This window comes from Psychrobacter sp. CX97 (genome assembly GCF_057396285.1).
The window spans coordinates 33,639-51,224 of the sequence record NZ_JBXYJE010000006.1; the positions used below are offsets into that span (position 1 = coordinate 33,639).

Consider the following 17,586-nt stretch of genomic DNA (forward strand, 5'->3'; position numbering starts at 1 on the left):
ACTCTCTAAAACGATAAAATTAAAGTCATTTTAAAAACGCAATATTTAAGTTTAATTAATATCAATAATTAGATGAACTTTATATATTTTAATTATAAATATTTATATTCATTTATTGGGTTTTTTGAGCAAGGTAATATTCGATATATGTAAAATATGCAATGTTAGGGTAGGCTGATAGTAATATTTTGTTACAATTAATCTTAAAGGAAAAAATGGATTAAAATATATAAGCTAAATAAATTTGATATCGCAATAGAATTTAGAATTTTAAATGGTTAATAAAATTAAGTGGCATATCAAAAAACTTATATATGACGACGGTAGGTAATACCCCGCTTTTCATAAACAGAATAAATGGCTTCAAGCAAAGTTTCAAATGCAGGATGAGTGTGCTGCTGTAAGCTACTCAAAAAAATTGGTGAGGTGGTATCTTCATGCAGAATAGAGCAATAACTAATTTGTTCAGGACGAACGGTTTTTAAGCATTCAGGGACAAGTGTAATTCCCTCACCTGCGGCAACAAGACCTAATGCTACTTGTATGTCACTAACTGCGGTCGTCATATGCGGCAGAGTAGACTGTTTGTTAAATAAATGCAGGATAGGCTCACTAATCATGTTACCGGCATCATTGCGCGGTACTGGTAAATGGGTTTGATGATAAAGAATGATTCTATCGTTAACGAGCTCACTTAATTTCATTTCACTTGAGTTCGCCAATATATGTGACTTGGGTATAGCAGCTACATAACGCTCGTGACGCAGTAATAGCTGTTTAATGTTAGCGTCATCATGTTCAAATCTTCCAAAACCGACATCGATTACGCCAGATTTTAATGCTTCAAGCTGTTTAAATGAGTTGATATCTTTTAAATTAACTTCAAGAGTGGGAAGGCGCTGTTTTAAAGTAGATAGAATGACTGGTAGCAAACCATATAACACTGAGGGCACAAAACCAATATTTAGTGTATCAGGGGGGTTAGCAATTTTTTGCGTCATAGCAACGGTGCTGTCAAGGTCTTTTAACAAAGTATTTGTTTTTTTATAAAAAAAATCCCCCGCAGGCGTTAATTGCAAAGGTCGATTATAACGATCAATGAGTTCTACTTCCAAATCAACTTCCAATTGTTTAATCAATCTACTTAGCGTTGGCTGAGATAAGCCAGTAACTGATACGGCTTCGCTAAAACTTTGCAGACGTGCTACTGCATTAAAGGCTTTCAACTGTTTAAGTTGCATTTATTTATACCGTCATTACTTATCGTTAAAAGTGAGTTTAGAAACAAGTTTATGGCTTCGTTTCGGCAAACGCAACTGTTTAGCTATTGTTACAAGTACTTTTTTATTTGAATAGATTTTGGCTCTATGAAACTTGTGTCTATAAATAGGCTTAATTACTTTTATAGTCTAGTGTCGCAAATAAGAATTAATACTCTTTTAGAGGCTATAGGATTTTTAGTAGTAATGAGCTAGTGTTAATGGGGTCTTCGGAAATACATAATTTATAAGACTTTTTTGAAAATTTTGCCGAGAATGTAGTAATGGATTATGGGTCAGATTAGTTTAGTCTGTGGTATGTTTAAAGATATAATGGCGTTGATTATTGGCTTTTTATATCATTAATAGAGTATGGAGGATATGAGAATATCTACCTAAATCCTTAATTTTAATAAGGTAATTAGTATATGAGTGGTGGGTTACATTCTGCGTCGTGTTGGTTATAATAGAGCTGTAATAGCAATATATAAGCAAGTTTAAATATGAAAAAGCCATCAAAAACAACATTAAACGTTAAAAGCCTTAATGGTTCTGTAAGAATGGGGAAAAGTAATCCTCAATCTTTAAAAAGATTTAATTCTGCCAGTAAATACAAAATTGATTCTAAAAACGATCAGAAATCAGGAATATCTTCCACCACCTTCTCGAGTCATGGTTTTGAATTTGTGGATAATGACTTTGATAAAGTAGATAGTCACAATGCTATTGATTCTGATTTATCAGTTATCAAGTCAAACTATAATGATAATAAATGGTATTCTTTAAATGGACGAATTAGTCGAGTACAGCTTCTTGCTTATACTATGATTCTGAGTATTGGATTAGTGCTAATAATCTCCACAACTTTTACCTTATTAGAATCAACATTTATCAATTCGGCTGATCTATCCAATCAAAACCTAATTCTTGCACTTATTACACTCCCAATTTTCATAATAACAATATTTGCCTTTATAATTTATCCGCGTAGACGTTTACATGATATTAATAAAAGTGGCTGGTGGTTAGTTACTTTTTTTTTACCACCAATCTCTTTTATGCTTTTATACTGGTTAATTATTAAAAAAGGGAACAAGAGTGTTAATAATTTTGGGCTATTACCAAAGCCAAATACAGGTTGGCAAAAAGCTTTAGCGTGGTCATTGCCACTCTTCCTTATTATTAGCCTCATAAGTGGATTAATGTTGTCTAACGATATTAAACAGATGCTCACGAACTGGGTAGGTGTACCAATAAAAAAACTTTCTATTAGTGGGCAGAGCTTGGATAATCATAATCAACAAGGGGATATTATTAGTAGTCATAGAGTTCAAGATACTGCTATAATTGACAGCACTACTATATCTGAGGGTACTTCAGAGGCTGGTGATAAGAATAGTAAAAATGATTTAAGATCTGGCCAACCTGCTATGACTGATGGTCCTGTGTTGAATACAGATCCTGAAGCAGACCCTGAGGTTCAGGAGGCCATTAACGATGCTATAGCAAGTGATTTTATTACTCAATCAAATGAAGATAAGTCGACACATGACTATTATGAGTTTTTAAGAGCGTCTGAAACCCCTTTATTGATTGAAAAAGAACCATTAAAGACTTTGAAAGATACGCTTGAAGATATTGAAGACGTTCATGTTGATGAGTCCTCAAATGAAGCCTTAAGTAGTAGAGATCCTTAACGTCTCTCCATTAAATGTATTTTATTGCCTATTTGAAAGTAGCAAACAGTTAGTACAATGCTATTAAGTAGGTAAGTTGACAGCCATATCTTCCAACTTACGTCTCAATCTTTCAAGTTTTGATCATTATAAACGCCTAGTATTAAATTTTTATAACCGCTTAGTTTTACCATTCGAAGTATAAATAATTTAGGCCTTACTATACAAATCAGCTTCTGGCTTTGATATCGCACGCCATAAAATCAGAAAAAGTTCATCAAAATTATCGTTAAGTGGGCATTTTGACTTCCGAATAACCTGCATAGTGCCAATGCGCATCACAAATCCCATAAACACATCAAATAAAACATACAATGGCACGCTATCATTAAGCACGCCACGATTTTGCCCATCAGCTAACACACTTGCAAAAGCATTTATCAGATCTTTATTCTCATAAATAGCAATCTTACGTATACCGGCTGTGGACACAGAAGATAACACCATAACCGCATCAGGATGCGAATCAACAAAATCAAAACACACCCATAGCGTCTTACGCAGACGATCTTGAACGCTATCAATCCCTTGTAAATGATCGATCATTCTTTCAGCTAGTCTGCCAAGCACCCTATCCATAATGGTATGGAATACAGTTTGTTTGTCGCCGAAGTACTTATACAACGTTTGTAAAGAAACATTTGCGGCTTTGGCAATTTGAACCATCGTTACTTCCTGAGCATCATCTCCAGAAAATAATTGATGTACCGCTTTTTCAATCTTGTCTAATGTAGCAGGTCGTATTTTGGACAAAGGAGCGAGTGCTCTATCATTAAGTAAAACGGTCTCATTCGAATTACTAGCAATTAAATGGTGCAAGTTTAAGTTCTCCCAATCGGTAATTTAAATTACTATTTTTTAGTGATATGTTGCGAAGCGATTTCTAGTTATGTAATATCAAAGCTCACTTAAGATAAATAAAGGTTTTATTTTTATTTATTATAACATTTATGGTAATAATTATTACCATAACATAAAACTTAATTTTATCCTCGTTAAGGATTGACGCTATGAGCATTGACACTTTTAAAAGCAACTGGATGACCGAAGAACATGAAATGGTGTATGACAGCGCGCTTAAAATGTTTAAAAGCTGGGAAACAAAAGATGAACAATGGCGTGAAAATGGCAAGATAGATCGTGAAGCATGGAATGAAGCTGGCGAAATGGGTTTTTTATGTGCTTCGATGCCAGAAGAGTTTGGTGGTGGCGGTGGTGACTTTGGCCATGAAGCGGTTATTCTTCTAGCCCAAGCACAAGCAAACCAGTCTGGGTTTGGCGGTATGGTTCACTCAGGCATTGTTGCACCTTATATTCTAAAACATGGTACTGAAGAGCAAAAGAAGCAATGGTTACCAAAGATGGCCACAGGTGAGTATGTTGGTGCTATTGCCATGACAGAACCAACAACGGGTTCCGATCTTCAAAATATAAAAACATATGCTGTAAAAGATGGTGATGACTACATCATCAACGGTTCAAAAACTTTCATAACGAATGGTCAACACGCGAACCTAATTGTTTTAGCTTGTAAAACCGATCGGGAGCAAGGGGCACAGGGTGTTTCTCTGATAGTGGTTGAAACTGATGGATTAGAAGGGTTTTCTCGTGGACGTAACCTTAAAAAAACCGGTATGTCAGCTCAAGATACTTCAGAGTTATTCTTTAGTAATGTGCGAGTACCTCAAAAAAACCTATTAGGTAGTGTTGAAGGTCTTGGATTTATCCAGATGATGCAAGAATTACCACAAGAGCGTTTAATTATCGCATTAAGCGGCTGTGGTGCTATTAAACTTGCACTTGAACTTACCTTAGATTATGTGAAACAACGTGAAGCTTTTGGTAGACCAATTTGGAAGTTCCAAAATACTCGATTTAAACTAGCTGAATGCCAGGCCGATTATTTAGCAGTACGAGCTTTGTGTGACTCAGCTATAGAAGCTATGATGAATAATACGTTAACGGCACCTCAAGCCTCATTAATTAAATATTGGGTAACAGAGAAGCAGTGCAAAGTGGTAGATGAGTGTTTACAACTGTTTGGTGGCTATGGTTATATGACCGAATATCCAATAGCGCGTATGTATGCTGATGCTCGTGTACAAAAAATTTATGGTGGCACCAATGAAATTATGAAGGAGCTTGCGTCTCGCTTTATGTAGCAGAGAGTAGCTCGCTAGCTTATTAAGCATAGAAAGCAAATGCGACAAGTCGTCGTCGGTATCAAGAGTTTAACAAGGTTAGGTTTGTTATTTTGCAAGGTATAAAATAAAAAGGGATATTTATGACTGAAGTTGCCTATATATATGATGCTATTCGTACACCGCGTGGGAAGGGTAAAAAAGGCGGATCGCTGTATCAAGCATCTCCTATCTGGTTAGTACGTACTTTATTACAAGAATTGCAGCAGCGCCATAACCTTGATACAAGTTTGGTTGACGATGTGGTACTTGGCTGTGTAACACCCGTAGGCGAGCAAGGTTCTGATATTGCTCGTATTGCAGTCATAGATGCCAATTGGCATGAAAGTGTCGCTGGTTTAACGTTATCTCGCTTTTGTGCCTCAGGATTAGAATCTGTGAATCTAGCCGCAACAAAAGTTATGTCTGGGATGGAAGATTTAGTCGTTGCGGGCGGTGTTGAATCTATGAGCCGTGTGCCGATGGGTTCAGATGGCGGTGCTTGGTATATGGATCCTCGTGTCAATGATGCAACTCAGTTTGTCCCACAAGGCGTCAGTGCAGATACTCTGGCAACTTTACGTGGCTTTAGTCGTCAGGATGTTGATGAATTTGCCGCTGAGTCGCATAAGAAAGCCGCCGCTGCATGGGCTAATGGCTATTATGATAACTCTGTAGTTCCTGTGACTGATATAAATGGCATGCTGCTGCTAGATAAAGACGAAACTATTCGTCCAAACACGAGTATTGAGACTTTAGCAGGGCTTAATCCCTCTTTTACAATGCCTGGGAAAATGGGTTTTGATAGTGTCATTCTTGATAAATATACCACTATTGAAGAGATTAACCATGTACATCATGCCGGCAACTCATCTGGTATTGTAGATGGTTCAGCATTATGCCTCGTAGGTAGTAAAGCTGCTGGAGAAAAGGCTAATCTCAAGCCTCGTGCAAAAATAACCATGGCTTCAGTGATTGGCTCAGAGCCAACTATTATGTTAACTGGACCGACGCCAGCTTGCAGAAAAGCGTTAGATAAAGCAGGTATGACAGCTGCAGATATCGATCTTTGGGAGATTAATGAAGCCTTTGCAGCTGTGCCGATGAATACAGCATTAGATTTAGGTATATCTTTAGATAAAGTTAATGTCAATGGGGGCGCTATTGCCATGGGTCATCCACTCGGGGCAACAGGTGCAATGCTTGTCACAACGGTACTTGATGAACTAGAACGCAGAGACCTAAACTCCGCTATGATTACCCTATGTGTAGGCGGTGGCATGGGTATTGCTACTATTATTGAGCGTGTTTAACTCCGACAACTAATTTTTAATCCAAGATACGGATATAACCTACGCATAGAGAATAAGGATATAAAATGAGCACAGATAGCGTTAATGCCATTAATGAACTAGAAAACTTTTCTGCAGAGTCTGATAACGGTATTGTCATCGTTACTATTGACCAATCTGATCGTAAAATGAATGTCATTGGCGATGGTTTCAATGAAGCTTTTGCTGCCTTAGCCGATGCATTTATTACCGATGAAGAAGCAAAGGGCTTAATTCTTACGTCTGGAAAATCTACCTTTGTGGTAGGCGCTGACATCGATCAATTAGCTGGAATAGAAACAGCTGAGCAAGCTTTTGAATTGGTTGAAGATTTCAAAACCAGCCTTCGTAAGCTTGAAACTTCTGGTAAACCGGTTGTTGCTGCAATACCTGGTACAGCACTAGGAGGTGGTCTAGAGCTTGCTTTAGCTTGCCATTACCGTATTGCTATTGACTCTCCAAAAACTAAGCTCGGTTTACCAGAGGTCAAACTAGGTGTATTACCTGGTGGGGGTGGTACACAGAGGCTACCACGTTTAGTTGGTATCCAAAAAGCTCTTGAATTAATGACTCAAGGCAAGGAATTGCGACCGAAACAAGCATTAGATATCGGTCTTATCGATGCGATTGTTAGCAATAAAGAAGAGATGTTTGAACAAGCTCAACAATGGATTAAAAATAATCCAAAAGCTACACAACCATGGGATACTAAAGGATTTAGAATCCTAGGTGGAGACAGTAAACACCCTAAAGTGGCGCAAGTATTTTCTATAGCCCCAGCTATGGCGAACCAAAAATCACATGGCAATTATCCTGCTATCACTCATATTATGTCGAGTGTGTTTGAGGGTTGCTTAGTTGATATCGATACTGGCCTCAAAATTGAATCCCGCTATTTTGTCGCTTGTGCGCTTTCTGCTGAATCTAAAAATATGATTAATACCTTGTGGACTCAGTTGAATAGCCTTAAAAAAGGTCAATCACGTCCAGAAGGCATTCCTACCTCTAAAATAAATAAAGTAGGTATTATTGGTGCAGGTATGATGGGTGCGGGCATAGCCTATGTGACTGCTAAAGCAGGTATGGAAGTCGTTTTAATTGATACTTCAATCGAAGGTGCGGAAAAAGGTAAGAGTTACTCTACTAAGATATTAGATAAAGCCATTAGCCGTGGTCGCTCAACTGAAGAGAAGAAGCAAGCTTTATTAAATTTTATTAAACCTACCGTTTCTTATGATGATTTAGAAGGGTGTGATTTAGTTATTGAAGCTGTGTTTGAAGATCAAGAGATTAAAGCGGAATGTACGCGTAAATCGGAATCAGTAATACCGGAAACGGCAGTGTATGCTTCTAACACTTCTACACTACCTATTACTGGTTTGGCTGAAGCTAGCAAACGACCAAATCAGTTTATCGGTCTGCATTTCTTCTCACCTGTAGATAAAATGCCATTGGTTGAAATTATCATGGGCGAGAAAACCGATGATGAAACTTTAGCCAGATCATTTGATTTTGTGCAACAAATAAGCAAAACACCTATTGTTGTTAATGACAGCCGCGGTTTCTATACCTCACGTGTATTTGGTACTTATGTATCAGAAGGGATTGCTATGCTAGGTGAAGGTATTCATCCGCGCAGCATCGAAGTTGCAGGTATGAAGTCAGGCATGCCTATGCCTCCGCTTGCTCTGCAAGATGAAGTCTCGTTGGGTTTATCATTACATGTTATGCAGCAAACCAAACTTGCTTTAGAAAAAGAAGGCAAAGAATTTGTGCCTCATCCAGCACAGCCAATTATTGAAAAAATGGTAAATGAGCTTGGTCGTGAAGGCAAAAAAGCCAGTAAAGGTTTTTATGAGTATCCAGAGAACGGCGAGAAACATTTATGGTCAGAATTAACTGAATTATATCCTACTAAATCTGTGCAACCTTCGCAACAAGATTTGATTGATCGCCTGCTTTATGTCCAAGCTAATGAAACAGCAAAATGCTATGAAGAAAATGTTGTTCGCTCAGTAGCAGACGCTAATATTGGTTCAATATTTGGCTGGGGCTTTGCGCCAAATCAAGGTGGGACACTTCAGTTTATCAACTCAGTAGGCGTTAACAAATTTGTTGAACGTAGCCGTGAATTAGCAGCCTTATATGGTGAGCGTTTTGAGCCAGCTTCTATTCTCGTTGAAATGGCTAAATCTGGTCAGGAGTTTACTGATGACTGATAAACTATTGCATCAAATGACGGACTGCTTACAGGGCATCAAGGTAGTCGATTTAACTCGTAATTTACCGGGACCTTTTGCTACTAGATTACTTGCAGATCTAGGTGCAGATATTATTAAGATTGAACCTAAAAATGGCGATCCTGCGAGAGCTTTTGGAGAGTTGTTTACTGCTTTAAATCACGGAAAGAGCACACATAAAATCGATTTTCGTGATCCTGATGGCATTGGCGTTATTAAACAGCATCTTAATGAGGCTGATGTTATGCTTGATAGTTTTCGTCCTGGCACTTTAGAGGGAATGGGGCTTGATAGTAAAACCCTGCTAGAAATCAACCCAAAATTAGTAGTGGTTTCTATTACTGGATATGGTAGCGCAGATGATAAAAGTATCAGCCATGACTGGAGTAATAAAGCGGGACATGATATCAACTTTATGTCCATGAGTGGTGTACTCGACCAGCTTAAGTCTGCTGAAGGTGCTCAAGCTATGCCCAATGTGCAATTTGCAGATTTAGCAGGTGGAAGCGACACAGCGGTTATCGCCTTATTAGCCGCTTTGCTAGCTGCTAAAACAACAGGTAAAGGTCGTCATATTACAGTTAGTATGACACACAGCTTATACCATCATCTCGTAATGCCTAAAGCAACAGGTAAATTGATTGAGCAAATGACGGGAAGTAAACCTGCCCCCCAATACGATTTTTTAGGCGGATTATTACCTTGTTATCGGTTATATAAAACATCTGATGATCGGTTTATGGCAGTAGGTTCATTAGAGCTGAAGTTTTGGCAGGGGTTATGCGACGTGCTAAATCTTCCTGATCTCAAAAACGTACATTGGCAACGCGGCGTGTTACCAAATATGCCTGAAAGTCGTTCAGCGATGGAAAGTATTGCTGAAACTTTTTCAAGTCAACCTTTGTCGCATTGGTCAAGTGTTTTTGAAACTGCTGATGTTTGTGTTACCCCTGTACTAACGCTTGAGGAGGCTCAAAAGCATCCATTGTTTGCGCATCAAGATAAGTACGGGGCTACCGCTGGTTGGCAAGTTATTGATTAGTTTATAAAAATCATTTGTTTTTACAGTAAAGTATATAAGAGCTTTTTTGCAAAGATATGACTTCATTTCACTGTTAATTATTTCTTAGCCTCTTTTATTAAGTTGATCCTATTACCAAGGAAGGTAAAATATGACAAAGTTTTGGACTAAAAATTATCCAGAGGGCATTGCCTCAGATATTCCTCAAGTCGATGAAACATTAATTGATTTTTTCGATGCTACTTTAAAAAAGTTTGCAACTAAAGATCTCATGACAAATATGGGAGTCTCATACACCTATGCCCAGGTTGATGACATATCTCTTAAAATTGCATCTTGGATTCAAAGCTTAGGTTTAACAAAGGGCTCATCAATTGCTTTGATGATGCCTAATGTGAATCAGTATCTGCCTATTATAATAGGTGCCCTACGAGCTGGGATGGTGCTTACTCTTATTAATCCACTCTATACGTCACGTGAGCTCAAACACCAGCTTGTTGATTCAGATGCTAAAATAATATTTATTTTAGAACCTTTTTGCCATACTTTAGAAACTATTGTCGCGCATACCGCCATTGAAAAGGTTATTATCAGTCCTATTGGAGATATGTTGGGATCGGTAAAAGGCGCCCTTGTTAACCTAGCGGCTAAGCATATTAAAAAAGCAGTTCCAGCGTACCGTTTAAGCTCAAATTCAAATTATGAAGTGTATCAATTTAGATCCATATTGAATGATGCTAAAACCCTAAGCTATTCTCGTCCTGATGTTAAAGCAGATGATTTAGCGATGATTCAATATACGGGTGGTACTACTGGTGTGGCTAAAGGGATATTGATTAGCCATCAAAATGTCGTTTATGGCACAATGCAATATGAAGAATGGTTTAAACCCATCTATAGTAGCCAAAACCCAAATGATCAACTGACCTGTGTTGTTGCGCTACCTTTTTATCATATATTTGCCTTTATTATATCTTTATTAGGTATGCGAATGGGTCAGCATTTATTGGTCGTGACTAACCCTCGAGATATTGATGCATTTATTAAGCTACTACAGAAGCAACCTTTCCATATGCTACCCGCAGTAAACACCTTGTTCCATGCCTTATTGCAGCATCCAGAGTTTAAAAGTATCGATTTTTCATCTTTAAGACTGTCTTTAGCAGGGGGCATGGCTGCCACACCTGAGATGGCTCGAAAGTGGTTTGAAGTGACGGGTGTACCTATCATTGAAGGATGGGGGATGTCAGAAACACTTGGTGTCGGCACAGCTAATCCGCTTACCAGTACTGAATTTACCGGTACTATTGGCATGCCATTACCAGGGGTTGATATACAGATTTTAGATGAGGAAGAAAATGCATTAGAGGTAGGAGAGGTTGGCGAAATTGGAATTAAAGGTGGGAGTGTTATTTCTGGTTATCACAATCTTGACAATAGCCAATTTTTTTCAAAGGATGGTTATCTTAAAACAGGTGACATTGGTACAATGGACAAAAATGGCTATGTCAAATTGCTTGATAGAAAGAAAGACATGCTGATTGTCAGCGGCTTCAATGTTTATCCTAATGAAATTGAAGGGGTTATCGAAATGCACCCCAAAGTTAGAGAATGTTCAGTGGTTGGTGTTGATGATGAGCTTCAAGGGCAATCTGTTAAAGTATTCATCGTAAAAGATGATTCAAGTTTAACTAAGAAGGAGATTATTGAGTTTTGTAAGAAAAACTTGGCTGGCTATAAACGTCCTCGTCATATAGAATTTATTGATGAATTACCAAAATCAACAGTTGGTAAAATTTTAAGACATAAATTACGTTCCTTAAGCAATAAAGAATAGATTAATTAAACAATGATTCATGTTAGGTCAATAACGTCGTTATTTACCTTCATTTATAACCTTCTTTTAGTCGCAATGGATGTGACTAATAATACAGCAATGGAGAATGCACAATGTCAAAAACTTTCTATCTAAATCAATTAGCTGGTGCTTTAGCATTGGTTTCTTTCGCTTCAATGGCTGGAGCTGCTGGCCTTGATCGATCTGGTCAACCAAGTGCAGATTTTACTAAGGAGGGTACTTACGCATACGCCAGTGCTTATCGTATTAGCCCAGAAACCAGTGGAGAATATACAAATAATGGCGTTACTAGAAAATATGACGGTGTTGCTCAAGATTATAATGGCTATGGTTTTGGTGTTAAAACCGATCTAAACGATAAAGTTAGTGTCGGGGTGTTTTACGATCAACCCTTTGGTGCCGAAATTGAGGTTGAAGGCGATAATAACCCACTGGTTAATGGCGATGTCCATACTAAAGCAAGTGTAAATTCAGATACTTTTACTGGTTTAGTTAACTTTAAGCTTGGTGAGGCTGAAAACTTTAGAGTTTATGGCGGTCCTGTCCTAAGTAAACTTGAGGGTAGGTTAAATTTAGCGAGTGGTGAAACATCTGGCGATTTGAAAAACTTATCTCTTGTTAATGGTTATAATTTATATCTTCCAAAAGATCAAGCTTATGGGTATATGGTTGGCGCAGCTTTCGTTAAGCCTGAAATAGGCTTAAAAGCGGCAATAACTTATCGTTCCAAAATTGAGCATGATGTCAAGTTTGGTGAACATATGCCAGCTATTGATTATGTGAACTTAAACCCTCAACTTCAGCAACTTGGGTTAGTATCACGTACCAATGAACAGGCGACGCTGGAATTACCAGAGTCAATAAATATTGATTTTCAAACTGGTCTTAACCCAACAACGTTATTGACGGCAAAGGCGCGCTGGGTACCTTGGGGAAGTTTTGAAATCACCCCGCCTTTATTAGAAAAAAATGTTAAGACACTTGCTCAAACTGCTAAAGCCCCTCTAGTAGCTTACTCAGATGACTCATACATGGTAGAGTTGGGGTTAGGAAAACGCCTATCGTCAGCCCTTGCTGTTTCTGGGACTATTGGTTGGGATAAAGGAGCGGGTAATCCTGTAACTGTATTAGGTCCAGCTGAAGGTTACTATAGTATTGGTTTAGGTGCCAAATACAATGTTACTCCAGAATGGTCTGTTGCTTTAGGTGGTAAGTATCTAATGTTAGGGGATGCGGATACTCAATTATCTTCAACTAAAGCACCTATGGGTAAGTTTGAAGATAATGATGCTTATGTAGTCGGTTTGAAATTAGAATACGCTTCTAAATAAACCTCTCTTAGCAAGCATAGATTCTAGCCAGTCTAGATGATATGTTTTAAAAAGGGTGGCATACAAAAAAGTATGCCACCCTTTTTTTATTAACTCCCTGCAGTTCAATATGACTAAATAAACCCTAATAGTTGTACTAAGAATAATAGCGCGATACTACTTAAAAATATAAGGCCCGTTATGCTATATACATTCATGGCAGGCGATAATTTTTCGGCATGTTTCACTAATGAATAATTTAACCAACCGAAAATTGGCGCTGAAACAAATGCTGATATCATCGCAAATTTAAGCATTGCACCAAGCTGACCAGTAAATAAAGAGATAATAATAAACCCTCCCACAATAGCATAGGTCGTCCAGAATAAAACTTGACGTCCATTTATTGCGCTATCACCTTTAATAAGTCTCCAACTTTCTGCGTTAGCTCTTCCATAACCATCTGCACAAGTGATGGTAGTACCAAACATAACCATAAAGGCTACAAATGAAACCAATAACTTTGACCAAGAGCCAATAGTTTGTGTGTACATGCTTATAAGTTGAGCAACATAAGCACCACCTGCTGTTTGTATCTCGACACCAGAGCCATATTGAACAAATACACCAAGAGCTAAAAAGAATAACGCTAAAATAGCAGTGGATATATAACCTACGTTAAAATCTATTAGGCCTTGGCTATGTGTCGTATGGTCATTTTTTACTTTAGCAGACGTCCACATGGAAGTAATTGCCGCGAACTCAAGCGGGGCTGGCATCCATCCCATTAATGCTACTATAAAACCCAGTGTTGCTAAGTTCCATGGTGATGTTGCAATAAAGTCAGCGGTCATTACTGATGGTTTTCCTGCAGCAATTACCACTGCTACTATAGTAGAAAAGGTTAATAAAACCATAATCCACTTAGTTATTTGGTCTAAAAATTTATAGTGACCCAGTATCAACAATAGCCAAGAAATGCCCATAACCAAAATGGATAGGGTAGTGGTGGACAGTCCTAAGGTTTCAGGCAACATAAAACCAAGTATCACTGCAGCTAGCAAGGCTACTGCTCCTGTGCTTATAACTGCTGAAAGGATTGAGAGAATGAAATAAACCCATAAATAAACACGGGATTTTTTGGTATAACCTGCAATTAATGATTCTCCAGTATCATAAACATAATCGGTAGCAAACCTAAAAAATGGATACTTAAAAAAGTTTGCTAGAATAATCATGATGGCAAGCTGCCAACCATACAATGCACCTGCTTGGGTTGACGATATTAAGTGTGATCCACCAATAGCCGCAGTTGCCATCAAAATACCAGGCCCAAAAATTCGCCAGTTAAAATTATTACTCTTATCAATAGCGGTTTTACTCATGAGGTATTTACCTTTTAAATAGTTTTATAAATAGAAGTCTGCAAACTACGGCAACAGTAGTAAACAAATTCATATAATCCTATGTGATAAATTACCCTTAATATAATCAAAGATATGCAACTAGACAACTTATAACCTTATAAATTTTATAGGGTGTTGTTTTATCAAAGAAATTTTTTAAATGAGGAGGAACAATTCGATCCACCCAGATAGCTCAGATAGCTCAGATAGCATAGGAGTGGTTTTATAGTTTTCTTACATATAATATAAAAAGTATATTTAAAATATAAATTAGTAAAGGTCACTTAGCTGAGTTCGCTATATTTAATTACACGATAAATTAAATGCAATTAGATATATTATTTAACATAATATACATTATGCGAAAACAAACCAATTGAATTTGAACTCTTTAATGCAATTAAATAATGCAATTAAATACTGCAACTAATTATAGTTACTTTATGCGTTATAACTCGAAACTCGTTGTAGTAGTTTTGGCTCGAACAAGTTAGTATAAGCTACCAGCATTTAAATAAATCAAATCCGTTTAATATCTATCTATATAATAATCTGCTATAAATTAATCTGACTACAATAATGACGAAATCTAACTTCGATAAACTTCTTAATATCGACACTTTTGATCAAAATCATCTCTGGCATCCATATACAACATTGCCACCGCAATATCCGAACATAGTCATTGATCACGCTGATGGTGTTTATCTTTATACAAAGTCCGGTGAACAGCTCATTGATGGCATGTCATCTTGGTGGGCAGCCACTCATGGCTATAATCATCCCATATTGAATGACGCTATTCGCAACCAATTAAATAAGATGGCTCATGTGATGTTTGGTGGTCTTACACATCAGCCTGCCATTGATCTGGGTCAAAAACTACTCTCTATCGTGCCTAAAGGTTTAGATGCCATCTTCTATGCAGATAGCGGTAGTATTGCGGTGGAAGTAGCTCTTAAAATGGCTCTACAGTATCAATTGGCACAAAATAAGCCTGAGCGCAATAAAATAGCGACGACCCGATCTGGCTATTATGGAGATACTTGGCATGCCATGAGTATATGCGATCCTGTTAATGGTATGCACAGTATTTATGGCAAACAGTTGCCGATACAGTTGTTTACTGAAAAACCGATGTCAGGGTTCGAAACTGTGGTACCTGACAATGAAAAACAGCAATTAACCCAATTTTTTGAGCAAAATCAGCATCATATGGCAGCTTTTATTATAGAACCTGTGGTTCAAGGTGCCGGTGGTATGCGGTTTTATAGTCCTGAATATCTAAAGTTGCTACGTAAATTATGCGATGACTACGACGTATTATTAATTGCCGATGAGATTGCGACGGGTTTTGGTCGTACTGGTAAGATGTTTGCTTGCGAATATGCAGACCTATCGCCTGATATTATGACAGTGGGTAAAGCGTTAACCGGAGGCTATATGACATTTGCCGCGACATTATGTCAGCGTCATGTAGCTGAACGCATTGCCAATAGCGAATATTCTGCTTTAATGCACGGCCCTACGTTTATGGGCAATCCCCTCGCCTGCTCTGTGGCCTTAGCGTCAATCGAGCTCATTATTAAGCATGATTATCCTAAACGGGCGTTACATATTGAACAGCAACTTAATCAATATTTGCAGCCATTAATTTCTTTTGATCAGGTAGCGGATGTGCGCGTCCTTGGTGCTATTGGCGTTATTGAGTTATATGATGCCGTTGATATGCCAAGGTTTCAGCGTTTGTTAATTGAAAATAAGGTTTGGATTAGGCCCTTTGGAAAATTGGTCTATATTATGCCGCCAATTATTATGACGGATGATGAAGTTTTATTGTTATGTGATAGGTTAAAGCAGGTATTAACGAGTTATTTCCAGTCATAGTTTTAATAATGGTTAATTTAATAACTAAACTGAATTATGGATAAGAATTTTTTAAGCCATTGTTTTTATTGGGTTTAAAAAATCCATCCCCAACCCTTCCTTTGGAAAAGGAAGGGAGCTAACCTTTACAGATTTAAAATGAGATAAATGAGCGTTTTTTTTAAAGATAAGATGCATTGCTTTGCAATAGAGGGATGCCTATAACCTTAAATTTGATGAGTTGATTATCACGAATTTAGGTTATGCTATTCATTATACTATTGAGTTAATAAAATTATGAGCGTGTATTTTATAACAGGGATTGATACAGATATTGGCAAAACTATTGCCACGGGAAGCTTAGCCAGAGTTTTGCATCAAAAAGGCTGTCAAGTTATCACTCAAAAGTTGGTGCAAACAGGGTGTGACGGCATCGCTGAAGATATTATGACTCATAGAAACATGATGGGCATAGACTTACACTCGCGTGATAAAGACATGACGACTTGTCCCTATGTATTCCAAAAGCCGGCCTCGCCCCATTTAGCATCAAAACTTGAAAACACTATTATTGAGCCAAGCCGTATTTCCGATGCAACCAATACACTGAAACAAGATTATGATGTTGTGCTTTTAGAAGGCGCTGGTGGACTTATGGTGCCACTTACTGACTCGTCATTAACTTTGGATTATATTGCGTCACAACACTATCCTGTTATTTTAGTCACATCTGGCAGATTAGGCAGTATTAATCATACGCTACTGAGCATTGAGGCTATCAAGTCTCGTTCACTACCCTTACATGCTGTCATTTACAATCATTGGCAACCTGACAAACGTTTAGCGTCAAATTATGAACCTGATGTTGAGATTGTGGATAGCACTAATGACTACTTACAGTCTTACTTAGCTAAAAATTACCCCGATACTTATTGGGTTGATTTGTCTTATGAATTAGCAATTGATACAGATCATATAACTCATTCAGATTGCAATTCATCTCTCAATAATTACGCCGAGCGTTTGATTTAGGAATTAAGAAGTAAATAAATACAGTTTACCGATAGATAAAAAGCATTAAGCATATTCAATAGGCTCAATACTATCTAAAAAGGAGGGGTTTTGGCTTTCAATCAGTCTTAGTTCATAGGTGGATTGTAGGTTTAACCAAAACTGGGCACTACCCCCCAAATATTTAGCCAATCGCAATGCTGTATCCGCTGTTATACCTCGCTTTTCACGAACAATTTCATTGATACGAGCTGGCGTGACACCGAGATGATTAGCCAAAGCATTGGCGCTCATATCAAGAGGCTCAAGAAAGTCTTCTCTCAAAACTTCGCCAGGGTGAATAGGTCGCATTCCATTTTTAATCATAA

Annotated in this window: 13 protein-coding genes; 9 read left to right on the forward strand and 4 right to left on the reverse strand. The window is 37.8% G+C overall.

Features of this window, described 5'->3' with window-relative positions; genetic code table 11:
- Window positions 1-308: 308 nt before the first annotated feature.
- The gene (locus AC2SLL_RS06170; RefSeq protein WP_486530812.1) at window positions 309-1,241 is read right to left on the reverse strand and encodes a LysR substrate-binding domain-containing protein; all 933 of its coding nucleotides are present in this window, start codon (window positions 1,239-1,241) and stop codon (window positions 309-311) included.
- 521 nt (window positions 1,242-1,762) lie between these two features.
- Between AC2SLL_RS06170 and AC2SLL_RS06175 the strand changes: the two genes are divergently transcribed.
- Window positions 1,763-2,956, forward strand: a complete 1,194-nt coding sequence (locus AC2SLL_RS06175; RefSeq protein WP_486530813.1) for a DUF805 domain-containing protein — start codon at window positions 1,763-1,765, stop codon at window positions 2,954-2,956.
- A gap of 189 nt (window positions 2,957-3,145) precedes the next feature.
- Here AC2SLL_RS06175 and AC2SLL_RS06180 read toward each other — a convergent pair whose 3' ends face one another.
- The gene (locus AC2SLL_RS06180) at window positions 3,146-3,814 is read right to left on the reverse strand and encodes a TetR/AcrR family transcriptional regulator (protein WP_486530814.1); all 669 of its coding nucleotides are present in this window, start codon (window positions 3,812-3,814) and stop codon (window positions 3,146-3,148) included.
- A gap of 191 nt (window positions 3,815-4,005) precedes the next feature.
- On the opposite strand from AC2SLL_RS06180, the gene AC2SLL_RS06185 reads away from it, so the two are divergent.
- The 6 genes from AC2SLL_RS06185 to AC2SLL_RS06210 all read left to right on the forward strand — a co-directional run bounded on the left by AC2SLL_RS06185 (window position 4,006) and on the right by AC2SLL_RS06210 (window position 12,956).
- Entirely contained in the window at window positions 4,006-5,157 is a 1,152-nt protein-coding gene (locus AC2SLL_RS06185) for an acyl-CoA dehydrogenase family protein (protein ID WP_486530815.1), read from the forward strand.
- Between the two features lie 122 nt (window positions 5,158-5,279).
- Window positions 5,280-6,488 (forward strand): acetyl-CoA C-acetyltransferase, encoded by a 1,209-nt coding sequence (locus AC2SLL_RS06190; RefSeq protein WP_486530816.1) that lies wholly within the window; start codon window positions 5,280-5,282, stop codon window positions 6,486-6,488.
- Window positions 6,489-6,553: 65 nt separating this feature from the next.
- Entirely contained in the window at window positions 6,554-8,725 is a 2,172-nt protein-coding gene (locus tag AC2SLL_RS06195; RefSeq protein WP_486530817.1) for a 3-hydroxyacyl-CoA dehydrogenase NAD-binding domain-containing protein, read from the forward strand.
- The gene (locus tag AC2SLL_RS06200; RefSeq protein ID WP_486530818.1) at window positions 8,718-9,788 is read left to right on the forward strand and encodes a CaiB/BaiF CoA transferase family protein; all 1,071 of its coding nucleotides are present in this window, start codon (window positions 8,718-8,720) and stop codon (window positions 9,786-9,788) included. The genes AC2SLL_RS06195 and AC2SLL_RS06200 overlap by 8 nt, the downstream gene beginning before the upstream one ends.
- Window positions 9,789-9,918: 130 nt before the next feature.
- Complete coding sequence (locus AC2SLL_RS06205; RefSeq protein ID WP_486530819.1) at window positions 9,919-11,604, forward strand: AMP-binding protein; 1,686 nt, start codon at window positions 9,919-9,921, stop codon at window positions 11,602-11,604.
- Between the two features lie 113 nt (window positions 11,605-11,717).
- Window positions 11,718-12,956: an OmpP1/FadL family transporter gene (locus tag AC2SLL_RS06210; protein ID WP_486530820.1), complete on the forward strand. Its 1,239-nt coding sequence runs from the start codon at window positions 11,718-11,720 to the stop codon at window positions 12,954-12,956.
- A gap of 113 nt (window positions 12,957-13,069) precedes the next feature.
- Here AC2SLL_RS06210 and AC2SLL_RS06215 read toward each other — a convergent pair whose 3' ends face one another.
- The gene (locus AC2SLL_RS06215; protein WP_486530821.1) at window positions 13,070-14,320 is read right to left on the reverse strand and encodes an NRAMP family divalent metal transporter; all 1,251 of its coding nucleotides are present in this window, start codon (window positions 14,318-14,320) and stop codon (window positions 13,070-13,072) included.
- Window positions 14,321-14,920: 600 nt separating this feature from the next.
- Here AC2SLL_RS06215 and bioA point away from each other — a divergent pair.
- Together bioA and bioD are read left to right on the forward strand one after the other, a co-directional pair.
- The gene (gene bioA, locus AC2SLL_RS06220) at window positions 14,921-16,228 is read left to right on the forward strand and encodes an adenosylmethionine--8-amino-7-oxononanoate transaminase (protein WP_486530822.1); all 1,308 of its coding nucleotides are present in this window, start codon (window positions 14,921-14,923) and stop codon (window positions 16,226-16,228) included.
- Window positions 16,229-16,504: 276 nt separating this feature from the next.
- Window positions 16,505-17,239, forward strand: coding sequence for a dethiobiotin synthase (gene bioD / locus AC2SLL_RS06225; protein ID WP_486530823.1), 735 nt, complete (start codon window positions 16,505-16,507; stop codon window positions 17,237-17,239).
- Between the two features lie 45 nt (window positions 17,240-17,284).
- On the opposite strand, the gene AC2SLL_RS06230 is transcribed toward bioD, so the two are convergent.
- Complete coding sequence (locus AC2SLL_RS06230; protein WP_486530824.1) at window positions 17,285-17,584, reverse strand: HigA family addiction module antitoxin; 300 nt, start codon at window positions 17,582-17,584, stop codon at window positions 17,285-17,287.
- Window positions 17,585-17,586 lie beyond the last annotated feature (2 nt).

Coding starts and splice junctions, on each gene's coding strand:
- AC2SLL_RS06170 (WP_486530812.1), bottom strand. CDS start 1,241: ATGCAACTTAAACAGTTGAAAGCCTTTAATGCAGTAGCACGTCTGCAA.
- AC2SLL_RS06175 (WP_486530813.1), top strand. CDS start 1,763: ATGAAAAAGCCATCAAAAACAACATTAAACGTTAAAAGCCTTAATGGT.
- AC2SLL_RS06185 (WP_486530815.1), top strand. CDS start 4,006: ATGAGCATTGACACTTTTAAAAGCAACTGGATGACCGAAGAACATGAA.
- AC2SLL_RS06190 (WP_486530816.1), top strand. CDS start 5,280: ATGACTGAAGTTGCCTATATATATGATGCTATTCGTACACCGCGTGGG.
- AC2SLL_RS06195 (WP_486530817.1), top strand. CDS start 6,554: ATGAGCACAGATAGCGTTAATGCCATTAATGAACTAGAAAACTTTTCT.
- AC2SLL_RS06200 (WP_486530818.1), top strand. CDS start 8,718: ATGACTGATAAACTATTGCATCAAATGACGGACTGCTTACAGGGCATC.
- AC2SLL_RS06205 (WP_486530819.1), top strand. CDS start 9,919: ATGACAAAGTTTTGGACTAAAAATTATCCAGAGGGCATTGCCTCAGAT.
- AC2SLL_RS06210 (WP_486530820.1), top strand. CDS start 11,718: ATGTCAAAAACTTTCTATCTAAATCAATTAGCTGGTGCTTTAGCATTG.
- AC2SLL_RS06215 (WP_486530821.1), bottom strand. CDS start 14,320: ATGAGTAAAACCGCTATTGATAAGAGTAATAATTTTAACTGGCGAATT.
- bioA (WP_486530822.1), top strand. CDS start 14,921: ATGACGAAATCTAACTTCGATAAACTTCTTAATATCGACACTTTTGAT.
- bioD (WP_486530823.1), top strand. CDS start 16,505: ATGAGCGTGTATTTTATAACAGGGATTGATACAGATATTGGCAAAACT.
- AC2SLL_RS06230 (WP_486530824.1), bottom strand. CDS start 17,584: ATGATTAAAAATGGAATGCGACCTATTCACCCTGGCGAAGTTTTGAGA.